This window comes from Engelhardtia mirabilis, assembly GCF_007748095.1.
Lineage (GTDB): Bacteria > Planctomycetota > UBA1135 > UBA1135.
Map to the genome: position 1 here is coordinate 506,009 of NZ_CP036287.1, position 23,069 is coordinate 529,077.

General features: G+C 69.8%; 20 protein-coding genes and 1 pseudogene. 9 read left to right on the forward strand and 12 right to left on the reverse strand.

Going from position 1 to position 23,069, the window contains the following annotated elements:
* Window positions 1-76: 76 nt before the first annotated feature.
* Together Pla133_RS01915 and Pla133_RS01920 are read right to left on the reverse strand one after the other, a co-directional pair.
* Window positions 77-793, reverse strand: coding sequence for a hypothetical protein (locus tag Pla133_RS01915; RefSeq protein WP_145061827.1), 717 nt, complete (start codon window positions 791-793; stop codon window positions 77-79).
* A 97-nt stretch (window positions 794-890) separates the two neighbouring features.
* On the reverse strand, window positions 891-1,310 hold the full coding sequence (locus Pla133_RS01920) for a GFA family protein (protein WP_145061829.1): 420 nt from the start codon (window positions 1,308-1,310) through the stop codon (window positions 891-893).
* Between the two features lie 541 nt (window positions 1,311-1,851).
* Between Pla133_RS01920 and Pla133_RS01925 the strand changes: the two genes are divergently transcribed.
* From Pla133_RS01925 to Pla133_RS25825, 3 genes and pseudogenes are all read left to right on the forward strand, one after another.
* The gene (locus tag Pla133_RS01925) at window positions 1,852-3,102 is read left to right on the forward strand and encodes a right-handed parallel beta-helix repeat-containing protein (RefSeq protein WP_145061831.1); all 1,251 of its coding nucleotides are present in this window, start codon (window positions 1,852-1,854) and stop codon (window positions 3,100-3,102) included.
* Between the two features lie 311 nt (window positions 3,103-3,413).
* A complete protein-coding gene (locus Pla133_RS25820) occupies window positions 3,414-3,551 on the forward strand; it encodes a hypothetical protein (protein ID WP_419192034.1) in 138 nt (45 codons plus the stop codon).
* A 12-nt stretch (window positions 3,552-3,563) separates the two neighbouring features.
* Window positions 3,564-3,728, forward strand: a pseudogene (locus Pla133_RS25825) (heavy-metal-associated domain-containing protein); the annotation flags it as partial.
* A gap of 56 nt (window positions 3,729-3,784) precedes the next feature.
* On the opposite strand, the gene Pla133_RS01930 reads toward Pla133_RS25825, so the two are convergent.
* From Pla133_RS01930 to Pla133_RS01940, 3 genes are all read right to left on the reverse strand, one after another.
* Window positions 3,785-6,136: an RNA polymerase sigma factor gene (locus Pla133_RS01930; RefSeq protein WP_145061833.1), complete on the reverse strand. Its 2,352-nt coding sequence runs from the start codon at window positions 6,134-6,136 to the stop codon at window positions 3,785-3,787.
* A 222-nt stretch (window positions 6,137-6,358) separates the two neighbouring features.
* A complete protein-coding gene (locus Pla133_RS01935) occupies window positions 6,359-7,384 on the reverse strand; it encodes a Gfo/Idh/MocA family protein (protein ID WP_419192035.1) in 1,026 nt (341 codons plus the stop codon).
* Window positions 7,385-7,465: 81 nt separating this feature from the next.
* Complete coding sequence (locus Pla133_RS01940; RefSeq protein WP_145061837.1) at window positions 7,466-8,074, reverse strand: hypothetical protein; 609 nt, start codon at window positions 8,072-8,074, stop codon at window positions 7,466-7,468.
* An 83-nt stretch (window positions 8,075-8,157) separates the two neighbouring features.
* On the opposite strand from Pla133_RS01940, the gene Pla133_RS01945 reads away from it, so the two are divergent.
* Window positions 8,158-9,450, forward strand: coding sequence for an acyloxyacyl hydrolase (locus Pla133_RS01945; protein ID WP_419192036.1), 1,293 nt, complete (start codon window positions 8,158-8,160; stop codon window positions 9,448-9,450).
* 248 nt (window positions 9,451-9,698) lie between these two features.
* On the opposite strand, the gene Pla133_RS01950 is transcribed toward Pla133_RS01945, so the two are convergent.
* Window positions 9,699-10,172, reverse strand: a complete 474-nt coding sequence (locus Pla133_RS01950; protein ID WP_145061841.1) for a hypothetical protein — start codon at window positions 10,170-10,172, stop codon at window positions 9,699-9,701.
* 57 nt (window positions 10,173-10,229) lie between these two features.
* On the opposite strand from Pla133_RS01950, the gene Pla133_RS01955 reads away from it, so the two are divergent.
* The 3 genes from Pla133_RS01955 to Pla133_RS01965 all read left to right on the forward strand — a co-directional run bounded on the left by Pla133_RS01955 (window position 10,230) and on the right by Pla133_RS01965 (window position 12,734).
* The gene (locus tag Pla133_RS01955) at window positions 10,230-10,835 is read left to right on the forward strand and encodes a DJ-1/PfpI family protein (protein WP_145061843.1); all 606 of its coding nucleotides are present in this window, start codon (window positions 10,230-10,232) and stop codon (window positions 10,833-10,835) included.
* Between the two features lie 646 nt (window positions 10,836-11,481).
* A complete protein-coding gene (locus tag Pla133_RS01960; RefSeq protein ID WP_419192037.1) occupies window positions 11,482-12,441 on the forward strand; it encodes a sodium-dependent bicarbonate transport family permease in 960 nt (319 codons plus the stop codon).
* Window positions 12,441-12,734, forward strand: coding sequence for a P-II family nitrogen regulator (locus Pla133_RS01965; protein WP_145061848.1), 294 nt, complete (start codon window positions 12,441-12,443; stop codon window positions 12,732-12,734). The genes Pla133_RS01960 and Pla133_RS01965 overlap by 1 nt, the downstream gene beginning before the upstream one ends.
* A 15-nt stretch (window positions 12,735-12,749) precedes the next feature.
* On the opposite strand, the gene Pla133_RS01970 is transcribed toward Pla133_RS01965, so the two are convergent.
* Complete coding sequence (locus Pla133_RS01970) at window positions 12,750-13,130, reverse strand: translation initiation factor (protein ID WP_419192038.1); 381 nt, start codon at window positions 13,128-13,130, stop codon at window positions 12,750-12,752.
* Window positions 13,127-15,070, reverse strand: a complete 1,944-nt coding sequence (locus tag Pla133_RS01975) for a CASTOR/POLLUX-related putative ion channel (protein ID WP_419192039.1) — start codon at window positions 15,068-15,070, stop codon at window positions 13,127-13,129. The genes Pla133_RS01970 and Pla133_RS01975 overlap by 4 nt, the downstream gene beginning before the upstream one ends.
* A 144-nt stretch (window positions 15,071-15,214) precedes the next feature.
* On the opposite strand from Pla133_RS01975, the gene Pla133_RS01980 reads away from it, so the two are divergent.
* A complete protein-coding gene (locus tag Pla133_RS01980) occupies window positions 15,215-16,243 on the forward strand; it encodes a DUF21 domain-containing protein (RefSeq protein WP_145061854.1) in 1,029 nt (342 codons plus the stop codon).
* A 117-nt stretch (window positions 16,244-16,360) separates the two neighbouring features.
* Here Pla133_RS01980 and Pla133_RS01985 read toward each other — a convergent pair whose 3' ends face one another.
* The 4 genes from Pla133_RS01985 to Pla133_RS02000 are packed head-to-tail and all read right to left on the reverse strand — an operon-like array spanning window position 16,361 to window position 21,714.
* Window positions 16,361-17,470: a hypothetical protein gene (locus tag Pla133_RS01985; RefSeq protein ID WP_145061856.1), complete on the reverse strand. Its 1,110-nt coding sequence runs from the start codon at window positions 17,468-17,470 to the stop codon at window positions 16,361-16,363.
* A gap of 4 nt (window positions 17,471-17,474) precedes the next feature.
* Window positions 17,475-18,212: a VTC domain-containing protein gene (locus tag Pla133_RS01990; RefSeq protein WP_145061858.1), complete on the reverse strand. Its 738-nt coding sequence runs from the start codon at window positions 18,210-18,212 to the stop codon at window positions 17,475-17,477.
* Window positions 18,202-20,982: a CotH family protein gene (locus Pla133_RS01995; RefSeq protein ID WP_145061860.1), complete on the reverse strand. Its 2,781-nt coding sequence runs from the start codon at window positions 20,980-20,982 to the stop codon at window positions 18,202-18,204. Before Pla133_RS01995 ends, Pla133_RS01990 begins: the two co-directional genes overlap by 11 nt.
* A gap of 24 nt (window positions 20,983-21,006) precedes the next feature.
* Complete coding sequence (locus Pla133_RS02000) at window positions 21,007-21,714, reverse strand: DUF4956 domain-containing protein (RefSeq protein WP_145061862.1); 708 nt, start codon at window positions 21,712-21,714, stop codon at window positions 21,007-21,009.
* A 154-nt stretch (window positions 21,715-21,868) separates the two neighbouring features.
* Between Pla133_RS02000 and Pla133_RS02005 the strand changes: the two genes are divergently transcribed.
* Complete coding sequence (locus tag Pla133_RS02005) at window positions 21,869-23,047, forward strand: metallophosphoesterase family protein (RefSeq protein ID WP_145061864.1); 1,179 nt, start codon at window positions 21,869-21,871, stop codon at window positions 23,045-23,047.
* Window positions 23,048-23,069 lie beyond the last annotated feature (22 nt).

The window sequence follows — 23,069 nt, forward strand, 5'->3', positions numbered from 1 at the left end:
CGCCGGGCCGGCGACCCTTCTGGCCGTGCCGCTCCATCCGCGGCCGGCTCATTCACCGGACCATTCACTGGCCCACTCAGCGGCCCGGCCCGAGGGCTTCCCGAACGATCGCATTCGCATCCAACTCGACGCAATCCGTGCGCTCGGCGAGGGCGGCGCGCAGGCGGCCCTTGTGCCAGGCGCCGAAGGTGATCGCCACCCGCATGCCCCGGCCTCGCACACGGTCGAGGGCCGCGGCGCACAGGGCCCAGTGGGCGTCGTTGATGTTGCTCCAACCACCCAGGCCCAGGGCGTCGTTGAAGTGTCGGTCGTAGGGGCCGGTTCCGATCTTGACGATCTCGTCGTAACCGTCGGTGTGGATGGTGCGCGGGTCGTCGAGCATCCCCGCCGCCTGGTGTTCGGCTTCGATCGAGGCGAACCCCGCGTCCGTCTCGGCGGTCTCGCGGGGCTGCGTCACTTCGAGTTCGCTCAGCTTTGCACGCCGGTCATCGGCCATCTCCCGTGTCCAGGCCGCGCAGGGCACTATCTCGAAGCCCAGCTCGGCCTGCAGGGGGAACAGCACGTCGACGTACTCGGGGAACGCCCGAACGCGGGGCTCGGTGATGGTGCCCGTGGCTGCGAATTCCGCGGCGGCGGCCTCGAAGCGGTCCGGGGGGATCTCGGTCAGCACCAGGTCCGGCCGCGCAGCGCGCAGGATCGCCTCGAGCTGCTCCAGACCGTAGAGCTCACTCTCGAGGTGCCCGCTGTGGATCATCCCGAGCACGACCACTTCGGTCGGTTTGCCGCTCTTCACCTCGTTGGAGCCACTCCGACAGGCCATCGCAGCCGAGGCAACCAGGCCCAGCGCGAGTCCCTGCGACCAGATGGATGGGACACGAGGCACCTTGGAGTCACTTCGCATCCGGCCACTCGCCGTGTCGGGGAAGGTCACTCACGTGCTCGTACCACGGCGCGCGGCTGTCCCAGAAGATGCTGCGCGCCGGGCGGGCGCCCGGGTCCCCATCGACCCCGCCTGCGGGGACGACCCAATAGCGGCCCGTGGCAGACATGCTCGGCATGGATGACCCGCAGCGTTTGCAGAACGCCGTGGGAAACTGGGGGTCCGCCTCGAGCACCCAAGTGCCGACCAGATCCTCGCCCGCCATCCATTCGAGCTTGTCCGGCTTCACGAACAGGTTGGCCGCATGGGCACTGCCGGTGAATCGCCGGCAACGCGAACAGTGACAGTACTGGAAACCCTGTACCTCGCCGGTCAAGCGGTACCTCACCGCCCCGCACAGGCAGCCTCCTTCGATCGATCGGTCGCTCATGTCCCCAGTCTCCGCCGCTCGACGAAGGCTTGCACGGGTGTTCTCGGGCAGCGGCTGGTCTGCTCGAGGGATGGCCTGGGCTGCCGGCCATCTTCAAGCCCTGCTCGCCAGGATCCGGCCAAGCCCGCGCCCATCACCAGGATTCGCGCCCAGCACGCCCAAACGGCGGCCTGTGGCCGCCTCTCGCCCGCTGACCGTAGCTTGCGGTCCGAGCCGTCCTCAGGGCGGAGTGAAGCCCCGCCGAGGGGGCGCCCGGTCCACGAGGCACCGCCAGCGGACGCGTTGGACACACTGGCCGCGGATCCTTGCGACCGTAGCAGGCTAGTGTCCTGGATCAGAAATTCGGCGTCACTGTCCGGAGGTCCGATCGATGCAGGCTAGGCGCGCCGACGACGCGTATCCGCTGTGATACTCGGAGGAGGCGCTGGCGACGCCAGCGGCGATCGGAGCCCGGGAAGTGACGCCGAATTTCTGATCCAGGACACCAGGCTGGGCCCGTGGACCGATGCTTACCTGGCGCCCTACAGCTTGCCCTCCAGTCATGATCTACCCCCGTCGCCACCTCGCCCTCACACTCCCGAGCGCATCCATCGCGCTCCTTCTGTCGCTCTGGGCGTCGATCGCGACGGCTTCGATCGCGACGGCTCAGGCGACCTGGACCGTGGACGACGACGGACCCGCCGACTTCTCGAGCGTCGCCCAGGCGGTGTCTTCGGTCGCAGAGGGCGATGTCCTGTTGATCGCGCCGGGCGACTACGGATCGGTGGCCGTCGACAAGTCCCTGACTTTGTTGGGTGACCCGAAGATCGTCGAACATCCGCGCTTCGAGTACCTGCAGGTACTCGGTGCGGGTGAGATCCGGCTCGCCCAACTCGACGCGGTCAGCCTCTACCTGTCCGGGATCCCCGGGCGCAGCCAAGTGGAGAACTGCACGACATCCGCAGGGCTGGAGGCCAGGGACGTGGGCGAGTTGTTCGTGCGCGGCTGCGACTTCGACTCGAGCCTGACGTTCCAGCCCTATGCCGGCACTCCTGGTGCCTTCGTATGGAGCACGACCGGGGCTCCGGCGAGCCGCGCACAGTTCGTTGACTGCAACCTCTTGGGTGGCAGGGGCACGCCCTTCGACCTCACCTCGGGCAGTGGCGGTGCGGGTCTTTCGACCCAAGGCGCCGATGTCGTCGTGGCGCGCTGCAGGATCCGGGGTGGCGACGGAACCAACGGTCCCTTCGGCCTCGGGGTCGGCGGGGCCGGCGTGCAGACCTTTGGTGGGTCGGTGGAGGTGCGCGGTGCCCCCTCCGACTGGATCGTGAGCGGGTCCAACGACTGGCTCCAGGCCCAGGGCCAGGGGAACGCAGTCGTTGCGGGTGGCAATGGAGTGGTGACGCTCGTCTCGAGCATCTCGACGGCTGGGCCTCTAGTGGGGGAGGTCGACGTCGTGGTGCCCCGTCCGACCCTCGCCTGGGGCGGTGTGGGTGGCCCCGGATCCGCGCGCTCGTTGGAACTTCAAGGACGAGCGGGCAACACGGCCCTGTGGTTCGTCTCTGATCAAGCCGCCTACGACGAGAGCTTTGCCCCGCTCTTCGGGCTGGCGCTGATCCTCGACCCTGCCAGTTCCTTCGCCAGCGGCTTGGTCCAACTCGCCGGCCAAGGCCAATCCGTCGGGCCGGGCTTCCTGCTCCCCGCCACTTCGGCCCTCGCCGGCGTGGTGGTCTCGGCCCAAGCCGCGGTGGTCTCGACCCTGGACGGATCGGTGGCTTTCACCAACGGCGACGACCTGCTGTTGGGGTTCTGAGCGAGCGGGCCAGACCCTTCTTCTCGGTAACGTGTCTTCGATCGCTGCCCCTGATCGAGGTGGCGAGCGCTGGGTCACTCGCTCGATCCGGGCGTCCGAGTCCTCGACGCGTGGGAGGGGCTCGTCGCGGGGAATGGCCTGGTGCGGGCAACTCGACTTCGTGCTCGGGCTGCCGCATCGGTCCTCGAGCCACCGACGGCCCACGGCACTGAACCCTTTCCCGGGGCCGGAGCCTGCCCGGGGCCGGCTAACACATGGATCCGCCGGGGATCTGTCTAATGAAGCCTGTCCCCCCGACTCGAAGCGAACCCATGCGAACCACAGCTCTGATCGTCGCCCTGGGCCTCGGCCTGGCGGCCTGCCGTACCGAGGCCCCGCCCAGTACCCCCTCGCTCGAGGTCGCCGCCGGCGAGGTCACCGCCGGCCTGGTGCTCGACAAGGTCCCGTGAGGCGGTTGTGCTGCCACCGTGCGTGGCGCTCTGGAACCCCTCGCGGGAGTTGGTGACATCGACGTCCTCCCGGGCCGCAAGGAGTTCTGGGTGGCCTTCGACCCCGAGCAGGTCGACCTGGCCACGTTGCTCTCGTCCCTCGAAGCGGCGGGCGAGCCGGCCAAGCCCGCCCAGTAGGCGCGGGCCGATTCTCGCCGCGCCGGCAGCTCCACCAGGGTCGACGCCGGTGGGCGCTATTCCAGGGTCCGGCTGTCTCCGTCCGCGAGTTCGATCGTGCGAACCACCGCGGCCGGGTCCCGGGTCTGGCCGTCGCTCAGCTCGAAGCGCCACTCGGCCGGGCGGAGCGCGGCCAGCTCGAGGGTTTGTGAGGTCGTGCTGTAGTTCCAGCTTCCGCGCCAATCGGCTTCGCCCGGCGGCCGCCAGGACGCGTGGACGAACCATTCGCCGCTCCACTCCTTCGGGCGTGCAAGGCTCACGCGCGCGCCGCTGGCAAGGGTCACGAAGACTGGGGTGGCTTGCCCCGCGTGGCAACTCACCGTTGCGGTCCATGGGGGCAGGCTGCCGGACGCTCCGAACTCGCGGATCGTCAGCTCCACTTCTCCCGCCACCACGTCCAGCGCGTAGCGTCCAGGGGCCAGATGGGCCGGGCTCGCATCGCCTTCCTGGGCCAAGGCCCCCGGCGGCGTGGAGCGCCAATCCACCGACAGGCGGCGGCTGAACGGGGTGCCCTCCTCGGTGCGCACGTCGAGGTCGAGCGTCGCGGTGGCAGGAGCTGGGACCCAATCTTCGCTGTCGGCACCTTCTGGCTCGTCGAAGGCGAGGGACGGATCGAGTTCGAGCCTGACCGTGGCCACGCCCCGCGCTCCGGTTGCGGATTGAAGTGGCTCCGCGGCCCAAGGGACCTCCGCCGAGCCGGCCTTCACCGTGCCGTAGAACCCGGCGCGGGCAATCGTGCGGCCGGCCATGGGCGGGAGCATCGCGGGGTCGAGCGCGAAGCTCGCGCCGCCCGCGCCGCCGCCGACCCACTGGCCGTAGTCGACGACCTCACCGTCGAGGAAGGTCAGCTCGACCCGGAAGGTCGCTGAAGCCGATTCGACGGGCTTTCCGTCGCGCCGGTCGAAGACCTCCAGCGCTACCCCGAGCCGTTCGGCAGCCGTCCACTCGACGAAGCGCCCGTCGGCCCGCACCCGCGCGGGGCCGACGATCGACCAGCCGGGATCGAGGGATCGCAGCTCCAGATCGCCATCGGACAGCCCGCTGAGCTGCAACTCACCGCGAGCGTCGGTGACACCGATGCAGTCCTGGTACTCCGCGGACCCACCGCCGATCCTGGCCCGCAGGGCCCTCGCCACGACCCGACTCGGACTCACGTGCCCGACGCCGGCGCCGACCGGATGGGCGAGCACTTGAAGTTGCGGGACCGCGAACCCGTCCTCGTCGACGACTCGACCGACCAAGCGGTCGCCACCGGAGAGGACGACGGTCAAGCCCGTCTCCGGCCAGGACTCGAGCACACCCTGAAGGCGACGGTTCAGGTAACCGTTCGCGATGACCCCGAGCTCGAGGTCCCGGTCCACGGCTGCGAGCTCGTAGTCCTTGCGCTCGAACCGAAAGACACCCGCCTCGGTGCTGGTCGTGCTCGCCACGAACGCGGGGCCGCCGTGACCCGATGCGACCCCTGCTGCCGCCGGTGCGGGCACTAGCAAGACCGTTGCGCCGGCGACCCCGTTGCCGCCTTCATCGACGATCGCACCCGTGAGGCCTGCGTTAGCCACCTGTGCCACGGGCAGTGTTCGGGCCTCCACGACCACACGCGACGTCGCGGGGTCCACGGTGGTCAGGTCGACCGACTCGGCCGGAGCGGCGGGCTGACCGTCCAGGGCCAGGGCCGGCCCCGTCTTGTGGTCGTGCGCGGTCGTCTCCTGCGGTGGCAGGGCCAGCCACAGCGCGGTCAAGGCCAGAACGGCGGCGAGGAGCGTGGTCGTCAGCTTCATCACAGTCCAAGTTGCGAGGGAGTGGACGAGTGCCGTGCTCGCGCCGAGGCCGAGCCCAGCGCGCGGTCGGGCCAGGGGAACCAGCAGGGCACACCACGCCCGCCACTCGCGGTCGTGGCGGCTGACCAGCTCCGCACGCAGCAGCTCGAGGCCGCGCCGCACGCGCCAGCGGACCGTGTCCGCCGGCTTGCCTTCCCGTCGCGCGATCTCCTCCGGTTCGAGGCCCTCGAGGAAGCGCAGCAGGATCGTCCTGCGGAAGGGCTCCGGCAGGGCTCGCGTTGCCGCCACGACCTGCTCCGCGATCTCGGCCTGCTCCACCAACTCGGACGAGCCGGGTAGTGCCTCCTCGCGAGCGACGGCGCGCTCGCGCTCGGCGCGACGCGCCTCCCCGCGGAAGCGGCGCGCTGCCAAGTGCCGGGCAACCGCGCGCAGCCACGGCCGGCGCGGAATCCCGACGGGGCCGGGTCGCTGGAGAGCGGCGACGAGGGTCTCCTGGACCAGATCATCGGCCGCGTGGGCATCCCCCAGGAGCGCCTGGGCCAGGCCGGTGAGCCAGGTCAGGTCGGTGGCATCGAGGGGCTGGTTCTGCATGGTGTTCGCAACGGAGTTCCCGCGCTCCGGTGCCGCGCGAATGGAATGTGGGGAAACACGCCCAATGCGATGGCTACACCGTCGCGATCCGGCAGCGACGCGGTTCAACTGTGTCGCCCTCCGCTCTCGGGGCCGGCCAACGAATGTCCGACGCGACCCACGCGCCGCGCCCCTGGCACCGCCTCGCAGCGGCGGCCACCCCGGTTGGCGAAGCGCCCGGCGCTAGCGGCCCGACGCGACCTGCCGCCGCGCCTCGTCCAGGATCTCGGCCACGATCACGTTGAGGTCGATGCTCGACAGGGGATCGACCTCGCACTCACCCCGCACCACGTGGCGCAGGTAGGTCCACTCGTCGGCCCAGGCGGCGGGCAGGGGCGTGGGCGTGACCTGCTCCAGCTCGCCGTCGGGCGCGCGCCGCGCGAGGCTGTTCCACTTGCCGGCGTGGAGCGAGCCCGTCTCCGAGTGCAGGTCCATCTCCTTGTTGTCGTGGGTCCAGGCCCAGGAGGCGCCGATCACCGCGGTGGCCGTCGGGTAGCGCAGCACGATCGTCGCGTCGTCGTCGACGTCCGGATAGATCTCGGGCTTGAGCGTGGACGCCGTGGCGGTCACGGACAGGGGCCTCTCCCCATCCATCAGCCACGTGGCCAGCGCCGCGCCGTAGCAGCCGAAGTCGACCAACGCACCCCCGCCGTTCTGCTCGGGGTCGCAGAGCCAGGCCAGGAACTCCTCGTAGCAGCCGATCTCGCGCGGACCGCGGTGGCCGTGTCGGAAGACCATGCGCCGGAGCGGTGCGAAGCTGCCGTCGCGTACCAGTGCCGCCGCCGTTCGCAGCGACGGATACCAGCTCGTTTCGAAGTTGGTGAGCACCTGAACCCCGTGCTCGGTCGCCAGCTCCGCCATGCGCGCGGCAGCTGCGGCGTCGAAGGCCAGCGGCTTCTCGACCAGGGCGTGGACCCCGCGCGGCGCGCAGACCTCGATCACCGGCAAGTGGTCGGCGATGGAAGTCATCACGCTCACCGCCTCCGGCTGCACCGCGTCGAGCATCGTCGCCGTGTCGTCGAAGCGGAGCTCGTCGCCCAAGCCGTACTTCGACGCCAGGCGCGAGAAGAGCTCGCGATCGGGCTCGACCACGCCAACCAACTCCAGGTCGTCGCGCCGCGCGGCGTTCCACAACAGGCCCTCGGCGTGCTGGTGCACCAGCCCGACGACGGCGATTCGCAGGGGCGCGTCCGACTCGGGATCAACCATCGGGGTCTCAAGGGTCTGGTCGCGTGCGGCCGAGGGCGCAAGCAGCGCCAGGATCGCGAGAGCGAAGGCTCGGCTGCCCATTCAATGCTCCTCGCGGGGCAGGTCGGAGGATCCCCGCAGCTCCGCCAGCGCCAGGTCGGCGGCGGCCTCCAGGTCCGGCCAGATCCCGTGACCGGGCGCTCGGGGACTCGCTTGGACCTTCAGCCACGTGGTATCGGTCGCTTCATCCCGGGCGTCGATCACCAGCCGCAGCTGCACCGGCTCGAGGGTCACGAAGGCGTCGATCAGGTCGATCGTGCCTTCGAAGCGGCCGTCACCGACGGATCGCATCCGGACCTGCGCGGGGTCGTCGCCAACATCGGCGTCCTTGCCCTGCGCGACAGCGAAGATCAAACCGTCGTAGTAGAGCTCGAAGATCGCGGTCAACCGCGCAGCGTCCAAGCCTGACTCTTCCAACCGCAGGGCGAAGGCATAGGACCAATATTGCTCCGATGCAGCGTCGAACATACCCGGCGCGAAGAGCAACTGCTCGTCGCCGGCCGGCATGTCCGGTGCAAACCCTGGCGGGAGCGGGATCACCTCCCGCGCCCAAGAGTCGAGATCGGCGGGCTGGCGCGTCGTATCGAGAGCCGGCGTCGAACCGCAGGCGCTGAGCAGCAGCAGAATCGATGTGGGGAGGAACCTGGCCATGGTCGTTCGAGTCCTGTTCTCGCGTGCAGATCGGCGACGGGGGGAGGGCTATCCTAGTGGCCCTCCTTCACGGGGACCTACCGATGAAAGCCCTCCCGCTCCCACTCTCGACCGCCGCCTCCCTCGCAATCGGAGCCGTCGGTTTCGGGGCCATCGGATCGGGGGCGCAAGCGCGTGCCCAGGAACCCGTCGTGTTCGGCCACGATCCGCTCGCCGAGGGCTCGATCATCCTGACGGCCTTGACCGGCTGGCAGGGTTCGGACTCCGGCACGGACCTGGACCTGATCTCCGGACGCGTCGGCCTCGGCTACGCCTTCCGCGACCGCTTCGAGGTCGTGGGCGAGCTGGACGTCGGCTACTACGACCAGACCCTGGGCAGCGGTTCGCGCACGTCGATCGGACTGGGCCTCTCCGGCCTGGTGCGTTGGCACGTGCTTCGCGGCCGCGGCTGGAGCGCCTTCCTGGAGGGCGGCCTGGGCTTCGTGGCGTCCGAGGAGGCCGTGCCCTCCGGTGGGTCGCGCCTCAACGGAACCCGCCAAGCCGGAGTCGGAGTGGCCTTCGATGTGGGCGAGCGTTGGCGCTTGACCGTCGGCGTGCGCCAGGAGCACCTCTCGAACGGCGGCGGCCTCGGTCCGAACAACCCGACCTGGGACGGCTTCGGAGGCTACCTGGGCCTGGCCCTCGACCTGACGCCCGAGTACGCGCCGCCGGGGCCCCAGCGCGAGTACGGCTTGACGCCGCCCTGGGTCCGATCGACCCGCATCGAGGGACGCCTGGGTGAGGTCGGCGACGAGACCGCCGGCGGCGCCGCCGTGACCTTCGACAGCCGCTTGGTCGCCAACCTGCACGGTCAAGTGCGCGCAGGGATCGACATCGTCGACAGCGACGAGCTGCTCGAAGCCGGCGTGGCCCTCTACCTGCGGGGCGAGCGTGGGCTCTTCGGCCTAGCGCTCGACCACCAGGACCTGAACGCCTTCGAGGACGACGAGCTGACGGCCTTCACCGAGTTCTACGCCAACGACCTGGTCACGGTTACCGGAGCCCTCGGCAGCGAGTGGCGCAGCGACTCCGCCAATCGCGTGGTCGGCGGCGTGGCCCTGCGCTTCTACCTGCTCGAGGGCCTGATGCTCGAGGGCGGCATCGCGGCGCGCGATCCCCTCGAAGACCTGGGCGCCGACTCGATCGAGGTGCCCCTGGGGATCGAGTACTCGCCCCGACCCCTGCGCGAGTTGGGCCTGTCGCTCTTCGCCGAGGACGGACTGAACGACAACGCACGGGTGGTGGGCCTGCGTTGGACCCTGGGCGGTCCCTGGGGCGAGAGCGGCTCCCTGCGCGACCGCGACCGCTCGGCGGGGCCGCGCCGCACGCACTTCTAGTGTCCTGGATCAGAAATTCGGCGTCACTTCCCGGGCTCCGATCGCCGCTGGCGTCACCAGCGCCTCCTCCGAGTATCGCAGCGGATACGCGTCGTCGGCGCGCCTAGCCAGCATCGATCGGACCTCCGGGAAGTGACGCCGAATTTCTGATCCAGGACACTAGCCCGGTTCGGTCACGAGAATCCGCGCACGGCGGCGCTCGCGCGTCAGCCCAGCCCGATCAGCCCAGCCCGATCAGCGCGGCCCAATCAGCGCGGACCGAGCAGCCCCAACACGTCGACCTCGCCGCGCGCCTTGGCTTCGGTCACTACCGTCAACCGGCGCTGCGCCAGGGGCGCGTCGCTGGACGAGCCGCTATAGGGGCGCTCGCCAAAGCGCACGAAGATCGGGCCGTCGCCGGAGAGCACCAGGATCGGCTCGAACGGCTCCGAACGCCCGTTGGCCGAGGTCGACAGGACGTGCTCGCCCGGCTCCACCTGGACCGCCACGAAGTCGCCCTCGCACATGCGCGCGACGCGTTCGCCGTCGAGCTTCACGACGGTGCTGGTCGAGCGCGAGTCGAAGCTCTCGTGGTCGGGGTAGTAGACGACGATCAGCGGGCCCTGCTTGTGGCCCACGTATTCCCAGACCGACATCTCCTCGCCCGCGGCGCAGCAACCCGGGAGAGACAGGGCGAGGGCGAGCCCGAGGGGGGCGAGGCAATCGATGCTCGGGGTATGCATGGGGCCCCAAGGTTAGCGACTGGTGCGCGCCGGCGCCCCTGCCCGTAGGCTGGGCCCATGCAGCGCCGCACGGTGGGAATCCTGGTCTTCGAGGGCGTCGAGGTGCTCGACTTCGCCGGCCCCTACGAGGTCTTCTCGCGCACCCGCCTCGTGCCGGGCTTGGCCTCGCGCCGCAGCGACGAGTCGGCCCCCTTCCGGCCGCTCTTGATCGGGCCCTCGACGGACGTGGTGGTGGCCACCGGGGGCCTCAAGGTGGTCCCCGACCATGGCCTCGACGAGGCGCCCCACCTGGACCTCTTGCTGGTGCCCGGCGGCTTCGGCAGCCGCGCCCTCTTGGAGGACTCCCGCACCCTGACCTGGATCCTCGAGCGCTCCGCCGTCGCCGAACTGACCACGTCGGTCTGTAGCGGCGCGCTGGTGCTGGCGAAGCTGGGCCTGCTCAGCGGCCGACGCGCCACGACCCACCACGGGTCCTTCGACACCCTGGCGCAGATCGATCCCTCCATCGTCGTGCGCCGGGACGAGCGCGTGGTCGAGGACGGGATCATCACCTCCGCCGGCGTCGCGGCCGGGATCGACATGTCCTTCCGCGTGGTCGAACTGCTGTGTGGCGTCGAGGTGGCCGACGAGACGGCGGCGTACATCGAGTACCCGCGCCCCTGATCTCGGCGGCCGGCTGTTCCTGGCCACGCGCGGTACTCCGCCGAACAGGGCACTCCGCCGAACAGGGCACTCCGCCGAACACGACCCTCCGCCGAACACGACCCTCCGCCGAACACGATCTGCAGCCCGGCCGTCAGGGCGCACCCCTGGGGCGCGGCCGGGTCGATCGCCGCACCCTGGACGTCGTTCGCGGCACCGACCAGGGCCGGGGAGTTCGGCACCGGCCGGCTGACCTGACCCATCCGCCGGCCAGCGAGTGAGCCACCGACGAGGGCGAGCCCGACCCGTTGCAAGAGCGGCGGCGCCACGTAGCCCGTGCCCCCCAACAGCGGGTAGTTGGCGGCATTGGCCCCGACCGCGTCGAAGGCCGAGCCGCTGGGCGCCGGCGACCGGTCCGAGGCTGGTCAAGGGCATGAGACAACAGCACAGGCGCGTCGACTGCACGGGATCTCGATCGTCGATGGGGACTCGTCGCGCCGGGTGGAGCACCTGCACGGTCCATCAGCGAAGTGCCGCTGGTGTCGCGCCGAGATCCCGGGTTCCCGCGGCGCCGGGCCGGGACGGCCCCCCGGCGGATGCCCGCCGTTTGAGGTCGCCCCGGGCGTGAGACGTCGCTATGGTCCGCTCCCGAAGCGAGCTACGCGCCTTGGACAAACTGCTCCAGAACATCCTGACCCCGCCGGTCCTGTTCTTCCTGCTCGGGATCATCGCGACCCTGGTGCGGTCGGACCTCGAGATCCCGCGGCCCATCACCCGCGCCCTGTCGCTGTACCTGCTCTTCTCGATCGGGATGCACGGTGGGGCGGAGCTGAGCGCGAGTGGCATGGGGGTCGAGACCCTGACCCTCTTGGGCGCGGCGGTCCTCTTGGCCTCGGTCGTGCCGCTGCTGGTCTTCCCGATCGTGCGCAAGCGCCTCAACCGCGTGGACGCGGCGGGTTTGGCGGCGACCTACGGCTCGATCAGTGCCGTCACCTTCGTGACCGCCGTGGGCTTCCTGAACGAGCACGGCACGCCCTTCAGCGGCGCGATCGTCGCCGCCATGGCCCTGATGGAGTCGCCGGCCATCGTGATCGGGGTCGTCATGGGCCAGTCGCGCGCGGGCGACGGGACGGACGCGCCCTGGCGCGACCTTTTGCGCGACGCCTTCCTGAACGGCACCGTGATCCTGCTCTTGGGGAGCTTGGTGATCGGATTCCTGGGCGGCGACCAGGGCTGGGAGCGGGTCAAGCCCTTCGCCTACGAGCCCTTCTACGGGGTCCTGTGCCTGTTCCTGTTGGACATGGGCCTGGCTGCCGGCCGACGTCTGAGCGGCCTGCGCGAGTCGGGCGCCTTCCTGATCCTGTTCGGCCTCTTGGCGCCGCCGATCCAGGCCTGCCTGGCCATCGCCCTGGGCCTGGTCCTGGGCTTCCAGCCGGGTGACATCCTGCTGCTGGCGGTACTGGGCGGCAGCGCCAGCTACATCGCCGTCCCCGCGGCCCTGCGAATCGCCCTGCCGGCGGCGAACCCGGGCATCTACGTGCCCCTCGCGCTAGCGGTCACCTTCCCCTTCAACATCACCGTCGGCATTCCCCTGTACGACTTGATCATCCGGACCTTCACGAGCTGATGCAGTCAGTCAAACGGCTAGAGATCGTGATCGGTGCGCTGCAGTTGAAGCGCGTGGTCCAGGCGTTGCAGGCGGCGGGCGCCAAGGGCTACACCGTGATACCCGGGGCCAGCGGCGCGGGCGATCGCGGCATTCGCTGGGGCGACGATCCGGGGGGCAGCTCCGACAACCTGCTGTTGATCTGCGTGGTGGAGATCGCGGACGAGGAGCGCATCGTCGGGGCGGTGCGCCCCATGCTCGAGCGCTTCGGCGGGATCTGCCTGGTGACCGACGCCAAGTGGATCCACCACTGAGCGCCGCGTCCGCCGTCAGTTGCCGATCGTGACCCGTGCGCCGCGCTGCTCGCGCAGCCACTTCGCGGCACGCTCGGTCTGCGCGCCCTGCAAGATCACGTCCGTGCCCTCCACGCTGGCGCCGCAGCCCAGGGCCCGCTTCAGCTCGCGGGCGAGCAGCGCGAGGGCCTCTGGGTCGCCCACGAGACCGCTCACGCGGGTGACCGTCTTGCCCGCCCGCCCGCGCTTCTCGCGCTGCACCACGAGCTTCCCGCCGCCGGCCGCGGCCGGCGCTTCGTCGCCCGTCGGTTGCGGCGCCGTTTCAGGGATCGGCGCCGCACCCTGCGGCCGCAGGGCGGCGAAGGGATTGTGGACCAGGCCGTCCGGCGCGTCGTCCTGGGGTCGCTTGGGCTTCATCGCGTGGCCTGGTCGGTCGAGAGCAGGATCAACTGGTCCTCGGCCGCAAGCTCCCATGTGCGGCTGCGGTCCGGGTTGAGCTGGGGCGCGCCGTCGCCGATGAGCAGGCCCAGGGCGGTCATGCCCGCTTCTCGCGCGCGCCGTTGGACCAAGGCGAAGTCCACGCGCTCGCCGACCAAGCCGAACTCGGCGGCGGACTGCAGGTTGATCTCGGTCCCACCGGCGCAGAGCAGGGCGTCGTAGGCGCAGTGCAGCTCCGGTCGCAGGGCAACGTGGGCGATCAGATAGCTGAGCACTTGGGGAGTGACCAAGTACTCGTCGTGTTGGCGGTGGAACAGGTGCACGTTGTCCGGATCCAACAGCTCCACCAGCACCTCGGGCGGATCCTCCATGTGGTCCAGGTGCGAGCGCAGGAGCACGTAGCCGAGGATGGTGCGCGCGTCCGCGTCTTCGGACGAGTCCATCCAGTCGCTGGCGATCATCGTGATGTTGTCGAAGCTGTCGAGGTCGACCTCGAGCAGGTCACTCTCCAGGGCGTAGTCGCCGTCGAGCTGCACGATGCGGACCCGCTCCGAGTCGAACGCCACGCGCGCGAGCCAGCGCTCGCGCTCCTCGACGGGGACCCGTGACATGACGGTGACCTCGAAGTCGCGGGCACTCGACTGGCCCAGCTCCTCGGCCAAGGCGCCCAGCTTGTGGCTCCAGCCCAGGACCAGGATGCGGTGGGTCCTGCGCGTGGAACTCGGTCGCGGCGCGTGTGTGCGGACCTCGGTCCTGGGCTGGGTCGACGCGACAACGCGGGGGGCGCCCGCGTCGTAGCTTGGCGCCAGGAGCAGAAGCAAATCGTCGCGCCGGAGCTCCTCGGTCCCCGGTGGATCCAGGTGCGCGCGCCGCTCGGCGCCCTCCCCGCGCACCAGGCCCAGCACGACCGCAGTGGGGAAGGACTCGAGCAGGTCGCTCGGCCGCTGACCCGCGAGCTGGGGGAACGAGCGCAGGTAGATCGAGTTGCCGCGCCGGTGGGCCAAGAGGCCGAACAGCACCTGGGCCAGGGAGCGGTGACGCACGCTCTGTGACAGGAGGCGGCTGATGGTGCGGTCGCTCGAGATGACCTCGACGTCGCCCTCGAAGGCGTTGCGAGCCAGGTTGGCCTTGAACGGGTCGAAGATCTCGGCCACCACCGATGGCCGGTCGTCGGCGGGGACATCGCGCAGCAGGCCCGACATGGTCAAGAGGGTCTTGACCACGCGCGTGTCCGAGCCGTCCGAACCGCCCGAATCGAAGTCGGCGCCGGGGACCAGGATCACCGAGGCCCGCCTCAGGTCCAGTCGCTCCAGGTGGTCGGGTTGCAGGGGCGAGCCCGAGCGCATGAAGATCTGACTGCGATTCCAATGCTCGCCGAGGTGATCGCGCAGCTCCTGGCGCAGGACCGCGTCGACCTCCTCGACCTGGATCACGATCCGCAGCCTGCTGGCGTCGGCGCTTTCGAGGAAGCGCTTCAGCCGACCCTGCGCGTTCAGCAACTGCAGCACGATCTCGGGCGTGCGGTTGCTCCAGCCGAGGACGACCATGTGGTCGCGCATGGAGATCGGGGTCAGCCCGCTCTCGAGCTGCCGCATGGTGGTCGACAGCCACTGGGTCATGATCGCGATCAGCGAGCCCATGAAGAGCACGTAGCCGAGCACGGTCACGGTGGTCGAGATCACGCGCAGGGTCAGGCCCTCGTCGTCGCCCAGGTAGCCGGGGTCGGTCAGGCGCAGGAAGGCCCACCAGATGGCGTCGCCGGGTCCCTCGAACTGTGGGGTGGTCAGCCACGCCACGGTGCCGCCCAGGCCGGCCACCGCGACCACCAGGCAGATCATGACCATCAGTTGGTGCAGGATCCCGCGCTGGATCCAGCGCTCGAGCAGGAAGCGACTTCGACGGAGTAGATTGGCGGTCATCTGCGGTCGTCCATACCCGACGGGCGACCGGCAACCAAGCCTGGTGGCGGGGAAGGTCGCCGCGCCGAACCCCGATCGCCGCCGCCTGAAGTCAGCGCGGGCCCGCCCGTCCAGACCGCTCCTACCGTCGCCCAAGGCCCGACCATGCAGCTCCTGACCTGGCTCGGAATCGCCGTCTGCCTGCTCCATTCCGCCACCTTCTCGGGCCTCAACCTGGCCCTCTTGGGGCTCGGCCGGCTGCAGCTCGAGGTGGAGGCCGAGGGCGGCAACGCCGACGCGCGCAAGGTCATCACCCTGCGGCGCGACGCGAACTTCCTCCTGACCACCATCCTGTGGGGCAACGTCTGCGCCAACGTGCTCTTGACGCTGTTGACGGACTCCGTGCTCGCGGGCGCCTACGGCTTCCTGTTCTCGACCTTCGGCATCACCTTCTTCGGCGAGATCGTTCCCCAGGCCTGGTTCAGTCGTAAGGCCCTGAGGATGGGGGCCCTCTTGGCACCCGTCCTGCGCGTCTACCAGGTCCTGCTATGGCCCGTGGCGCGCCCGTCGGCCTGGATGCTCGACCGCTGGTTGGGCCCCGAAGGCATGGTCTACCTGCGTGAGCGCGACCTGCGGCGGGTGATCACCAAGCACATGGAGTCGGAGGACGCCGACCTGGCGGTGGCCGAGGGCCGCGGCGTGCTCAACTTCCTGGCCCTCGACGACTTGCCCCTGGGGCTGGAGGGCGAGCCGGTCGATCCGGACTCGGTGATCGAGCTGCCGGTGCAGGTGGACCTGCCGGTGATTCCGCACTGCGAGCCATCGCGCGACGACCCCTTCGTGGTCCAGGTGGAGCGCTCGGGCCACAAGTGGGTGCTGTTGTGCGACGCCGACCGCGGCCCCCTGTTGGTGCTCGACGCCGACGAGTTCGTGCGCGGCCTGTTCCTGCACAGCGAGACCTTCAATCCCTACTCCTGTTGCCACCGGCCGATCGTCGTGCGCAATCGCAAGACCACCATCGGCGAGGTCCTGCGCCGGCTGCGGGTGCGCCAGGAGAACGCGGAGGACGACGTGATCGACGAGGACCTGATCCTGCTCTGGACCGAGAACGAGCGGCGCGTGATCACCGGCGCCGACCTGCTCGGGTTCCTGTTGCGCGGGATCGTTCCGGTCGCGCCGGCGTCGCCTGCTTGAGGCGTCACGCTCGGTACCGGCTTCGCGCCTGCGGCCCTCGCGCAGGCGAGGACGCGGGTCTGGTCGGGCCCTCACCTCGCCAGGGCCGATCGACCCGCCATCCGCGGCGCGGTGGGCTCAGCGGGGCGAGCCGAGTACCAGGCGCGGCGCGCCCCACAGGCCCTGGTCGCCGCGCTCGTCGTCGGTGGACTCCATCCGCAGCTCGAGGTCGATCTCGCGGCCGCAGAACGCGCTCAGGTCGACGTCCCAGTCCTCCCAGCGAGGTTGCCCGGGCCCGTCCGGCGCGATGGTCTGGGTCCGCACGACCTGTCCGTCCGCGACCAGGCTGAAGCGCAGGCCCGTGGTCTTGCCCTCGTAGCCACGGCGGATGCCGATGCCCGTACGCAGGTGGGTGCCCTCGGGCAGGGTCACCCCGCGCCAGTTGACCGATCCGGACCAGATGCCGGCGACTCGCTGTTCGACCGGGGTCGAGATGGTCGAACGCACCTGGTTGCCGACGAAGCCGAAGCGGATGCGCTGGGTGAAGCGCGTGGCCTCGGCGTTGGACAGCTCGTCCTCCAGGGGCACTTCGGCGGGGCCCTGGCGCTCTCCGATCACCAGCTCGGCCACGTGCTCGTCGTAGTGCTCGAGGTCGGGCGTGACGGTGATGGCGAGGGCCACGCCGCGCTCCGCCGAATAGGCCTCGGCCAAGGGCCGCCAGCCCCCGGGGCGCCTGACCGTGATCAGGGCCCAACTCACACCGGGCGTCGCCAGGGGCGAAGTGCGAGCACCCAGGCGCGCGAGCTCCGCCGCCAGGTCGTCGCGCAGCTCGTCATCGCCTGCCCTGGGCCGGATCGCCCCGAAGTTGGCGAGGGCCAGGATCGTCCCCACCGGTTGGGAGTCGCAGAAGCGGATGAACTCGCCGCGCGCTTCCTGATCGCCGACCAGGTCGAAGTTCTTGTGCTCGCCGAAGACCAGGTCCGGCCCCAGCGACGCCACGCGCAGGCCGGTGCGCCGGTCGAGGAACTTCAGAATCAGGTCGTCCACCAGGATCAGGTCGTCCACGACCTCGCTGCCGCCGGGCAGGGTCACCGCCGGCAGCAGGGGGCCCTTGGCCACGGCCAGGATCGAGAGGCCGTCGGTGGGGCCGACCACCCCGCGCGCCGTGGAACTCGTGAACAGGCTCGTGACTCGCAACAGCGATGCCAACACGAGCAGGGCCAGGCCCAGTTGAAGCACCTGTCGCATGGCCTCAGATCGGCATCGCCGAGGGCACGGGGCCGTGGTCCGGATCCGAGGCCAGCACGAACTTCGAACAGCGGTCCACGAAGAACGGCAGACGGCTGAGCAGCGACTGCGCTGCCTGGTAGTCCTCGGGCGCGCACTTGGCCTCGATCACCAGCACGCGCGGGATCGGCGTCGGGTCGACGCTGGACAGGATCCAACGTCCGCGCAGGTCGACCGCGCGCAGCTCGCGGTCGATCGTGATCCGAATGCGTCCGTCGGCCGTGGTCAGGTACTCGCGTTGGTAGGCGATCCACTGAACGGGCTCGAGGCCCTCGTCGAGGGACTGTTGCCAAGGGGAGGTGACCGCCGCGCGCAGGCTGCGAATGAACGCCACGCGGTCGACGCCCTCGATGTCGAGGGGCTGCGCGAGTTTCAAAGTGTCCTTCCAGCCCAAGGTGTTCTCGCGCACCTTGCGCTCGAGCGTCGCCCGGACACCCACCGCACTGTCCCCGTACCAGCGCAGGCGGATCTTCTCCCGGTGGCTGATCCCGGCCAGGTTCTCTTCCAGGGCGCGGCCGAAGGTCGTGTCGAGGTAGATGCTCTGCACCCGCCGGGGCGGGTAGAGCACCCGCGGCGCCGTCGGGTCCAGCCGCAGGTGGGCCTGGACCTGGGAGTAGGCGCTCTCCTGGCAGGCCATCTTGAGCTCGTAGCGCAGCGAATCGGGGTAGTCGCCGATCAGGTGCGAGTGCTCCTCACTGGCCAAGGATCTTCTCCTCGTAGAGCCGGTTCACGTCCAGGTCGACCGTGGGCAGGAGCGCTCCCTCCAGCTCGACCGAGCAGCCGGACTGGACGATCGAATCGCCCAGCACCGAGTCGCGGATCGTGATGTTCGTCGCCGTCATCCGCGCCGGGCCGAACTCGGGCTTCTTGATGAAGGCCGCGAGAGCGTAGGTGCGGGCGCCCAGGATGGTCATGTCGCGCGCGTCGACGGTGGAGTCGTCCTTGGAGGCGATGCCGATCGAGACGCCGTCGGCCAGGCCGCCGCGCACCCGCACGATGCTGCGCTCACCTGCCGACACGGCCTTGTCGCCCATGTTGAGGAAGCGGCAGTCGAGGATGTCGATGTCGCTCCCACTGACGTCGACGCCGTCGGCCAGGCCGTCGCGGAAGGTGCATTCGCGCACGGTGCCCGAAACGAAGTCGCCGTCGAAGCTGTCGGAGACGCAGCCCGCAAAGGTGACCCGCTCCATCAGGAAGTCGGCGCCGAAGATGTTGGTGCCGTCCTCGGCCAAGGTGCCCTCGATCAGGCAGTCCTGCATGGTCACCGGCGAGTGGTAGAAGGTGATCCCGCCCGTCACGACCCAGCCGGCCCGGGCGACGGCGTCGGTGTTGCGGACGGTCACGTAGCGCCAGGTCGAACGCCCGTCGGCCTCCAGCACGGCCACGCCCTTCCAGCGATCGAAGCCCTCCTTCGGTTCCAGCACGATCGGACCGTCGGCGAGGCCCTCGAAGTCCAGGGGCGCGTCGGTCAAGAGCACCGCGTCCGGATCGAAGCGCAGGCGCACGATGCCGCGGGCGCGCAGGACTGTGCCGTGAGGCACGACCAGATCGCCGTCCACGTCCCAGGTGCCGTGCTGGATCACCAGCCAGCGCTCGACGGGGTCCCATTCGAGGAACGGATGGCGCTCCAGGGCCTCGGCGAGGGTCGGCGCCACGGGCCGGCCGCCCTCGTCGATCCAGGAGGCCTCGATGCGGCGCACAGTGAGCGGCTCGGAGCTGGTCGCGTCGGCGCCGATGGGGCGCGAGACGATCTCGATGTCGAGCTCCAGCTGGCCCTTCTGCTCGGACTTCTCGAGCACCGCCTGCAGCACGCCGTCGACGGTCTCGAGGTTGGCGAGGCGCTCGTCCAGCTCGAAGCGGAAGTGCACCGTGCGCCCGTCGCGCGGCAGCACCACGCCGCCGCTAGACGTCGTGCCGGCGCCCAGGGAGCCCGGCACCAGGCGCGGCTGGGCCGCGATGAAGACGCCGTTGCTGAAGCGGAAGCCCTCGACCACCACGGGGGTCTGGGTGGTGCTCCAGGCGCTCACGTTCACGAAGCCGGAGACGGGCGTCTGCTCGCCCTCGACCAGTTCGTAGGTGGCCATGCAGTTGAGCGGGTCGACCGGGTAGACCACCGTGCGCAGGAACGCGACCTGGGTGCGCAGGCGCTGCAGCATCGAGTCGACCCGGAAGGGCTCGGGCAGTGGCGCGTCCGCCATCAGCGCCGCCTCGAAGCGCTCCAGGTCGGGACGCAGTGCGTCGAAGAGCCGGTCGAGGTAGCCGGGCGCGCAGAGCTCCCCCAGGTGGCGGAAGACGCCGTTGTAGTAGGCGTCGCTGCTCACGAACTGCTTGACGATGCCCTCGGGCCGGTGCGGCACCGGCTCGCGCGCGGACGGCGTCTGCGCCATGTTGTCGAACATGATCGGCTCGAGCCGATCCACCACGGGGTCGTGGTAGAAGCGCATGTTCTGCCAATACAGCGAGTGCTCGATCTGGAACAGCGAGGCCAGGGCGTGGGCCATGGCCAAGCGGTCGACGTCCACCAACCGTTCGAGAGTCTTGCCCTTGAGGTCCTCGAGCGCCTGCATCCGGCGTTGGCGCGACTGGCGGTCGCCGCTGGCGATCACCAACCGCTGCAGGTCGCGCATCTGCTCCACGGCGCTGAAGTAGGAGCGGTTGAGCGAATCGGACGAGCCCAGTCGCTTCTCGCCGTAGGCGCGCACGAAGGCGGCCGGCACCTCGATCGCGTCCCGCGCCGACTCGGGCGTCGAGAACTCGACCTCCTTCGAGAAGACGTCGTGGGCCTGGAGCAACGAGTCCCAGTGGGTCGACTCGTCCCACAGCACGATCGGCCCCTCGCGCCGGTCCTGGGACTCGAGCAGCTCCTTGCTGAAGTGCTCTTCCAGGTAGTAGACGCCGGCCGCGTGACCGTTCACGACCAGGTTCACGAAGTCCGAGCGCGGCGCCAGCAAGCCCTCGCGGCGCGAGGCCTCGAGCACCAACCACTCCCACAGGTGACCTCGCGTGGACGGTGCTTGGACCGAGAACACGCGCATCCCGAAGGCCTTGTCGTCCTTCAACGTGATCCGCAGCGACCACTTGTCGCCGATCACGTGGTCCAGCCAATCGCCCTTGATTCGCACGTCGGCGTCCATCGGCCGTCCGTCGATGGTGATCACCGCGTCGACCGTGTCGTCGTCGGTCTGGATGATCATGCCTCGGTCCAGGGCGCGTTCGCGGACCCGTTGCAGGGTCTGCGCGGCCTCGGGCTCGATGGAGACTTCGATCGTCGCGAGCCCGTTGTCGACCGGTTCGGGCAGCCCCTCCGGCGGTCGCAGGTAGCGATGCAGGGGCAGGTCCTTGGCCGGGGCCACGTCGTCGGGGCGGGAACTCCAGCTGCTCGGGTCGAGCAGCAAGCCGATGCCGAGCCCCGTGAGCAACAGGGCGACGCCCAGCCAGAAACCCTCGGTGGGGCGATCGGTCTTGGTCAGCACGGCGTGGACTCAGGCTTCCGTCGATCAGTCGAGGGCGTTGCCCTCGACCACGCTGATGGTCGCGTCGGGCAGGGCTTCGCGGATGCGGGTGAGCAGGCTGCCCAGCTCCTTCGCGCCCACGAGGTCCAGCACCAGGTTGGCGTTGAAGGTGCGCTCGTGGATGTCCACCCGGCGGACGTCGACTTGCAGGGCTCCGCCCTCGACCTTGGCCAACAGGCGCTCGAGCAGCGCTTCGGCTTCACCGCTGGAGCCCTCGCCTGCGAGCACGGAACTCACGTGCACCAACTTGCGCGCCGGCAGCCCGTGGTTCGGTCGCCCCTGGGCCAGGGCCAGGTAGGTCAGGATGACCAGGAAGACCACGCTCGTCGCCAGGCGCTGGTCGGCGCCCAGACCGATGCCCAGACCCACGGCCAGGAACAGGTAGGCCAGCTCCTCGGGCTCCTTGATCGGCGTCCGGAAGCGGATGATCGAGAGGGCGCCGACCAGACCCAGGGAGAGGGCTAGCGAGGTCTTCACCACCGAGATGACCATCATCGTGGTCGCGGCGATGAAGACGAACATGCGCGCGAACTTGCGCTTGTTCGAGAGCACCGGCGAGAAACGCAGGTAATGCCAGGACAGGAGCTGGCCCAGGGCCAGCACCAGGGCCAGGTTGACCAGGGTCGGCACCAGACCGAGGTCCTCGAGGGCGCTCTGGCCGAGTGAGTCGAGAAACTGTTCCAAGGTGTTCATCGCGGCGGCCGTCGTTGGACGGGGGGGGCGGCGCGCGGCGCAGTTGGCGGGTAGGGGGGGAGGCCCCGAGCTGGGGAGGGCGCGGGTATTCTTGACGGGATCTTAGCCGAACCTTGTTCCTCGGGCGGGGGTCGCCCGCCAATCCGATCCTGCGATGCAGACTCCTCTCCCCAGCTCGATCTCCAGCGCCGTGCTGCTGGGACTTTCACTGATCGCGATGGCCGGCTGCGGCGCATCCGACGGCACGACGGACGCCGATTCCGGCCCCGGTTCCGGCGATGGCCGGGCGACGAGTGACTCGCTGACAGCAAGTGCGGCGGCCGGCGAGCCGAGCCCTGACGGCACCAGGGCCGAGGCGCTGCCGACCTGGCCCGAGCCGCCGGTCTCGACCTTCAACGGCCGGGCCCTGCCACAGGACGAGGTCTGGGACGACTACTCCTTCGCGATCGTCGGCCACCTGCGCGCGGGTCCCGACGACCCCTCGCCCAACCAGCGCATGCGCGACCACACCGATCGGCTGCTGGCCACCGATCCGTCCCTGGTCGTCTCCCTCGGGGACATGTACTACTCGATCTCCGAGCAGCGCCTGGCCGACTTCCGGGCCTGGGTGCAGGACGAGCTCCCGGTTCCGTTCTTCAACGCGGTCGGCAACCACGACATCCAGATCGGCGGCGATCGCCTGGCCGACGGCTCCCTGGCCAGCCGCATCTACGACGTCCAGGCCTACTGCGCGGAGTTCGGGGCCACCTACTACGAGTTCCGCCTCGGCTCGGCGCTGTTCGTGTTCCTGGACTTCGAGTCCGCCGGAGCCTTCGGCATGGACGAGGCTCAAGTGGCCTGGCTCGACGACGTCCTCGAGCGCGCGGCGCGGGACCCGCGCCTCGAGAACGTGTTCCTGTTCATGCATAAGGTGGTCTGGTCCTACAACAACCCCGATACGGAGCCGTTGTTCCGCTACCGCCACCCGGTCCCGATCTCTCCGAAGTACTCGTGGTACGCCGACGAGTTGGAGCCTCGCCTGGAGGCCCTGCCGCCGCACTTGAAGCTCTATCTCTTCTCCGGTGACATCGGCGGCGGCAACCAGCACCTGCAGATCTACTGCCGGGAGCAGGGGCGTGTCACCTTCGTCGCAGCCGGGATGGGCGCGCGCGATCGAGACGGGTTCGTGGCGGTGGACGTGAAGGGTCGTGAGGTCGACCTGCGCTACGTGACCTTGGTCGCGGGCGACGAAGCGCCGCTGACAGCCTTCGGGAACGAGTTCTGGGAACGCTTCTACAGCGAGCACCCGGACCTGGCCGCCAAGGCGATCTTCCCCAAGCCCGAGCCGCGGTGAGGTAGGCGTTCGTACGGTGCCA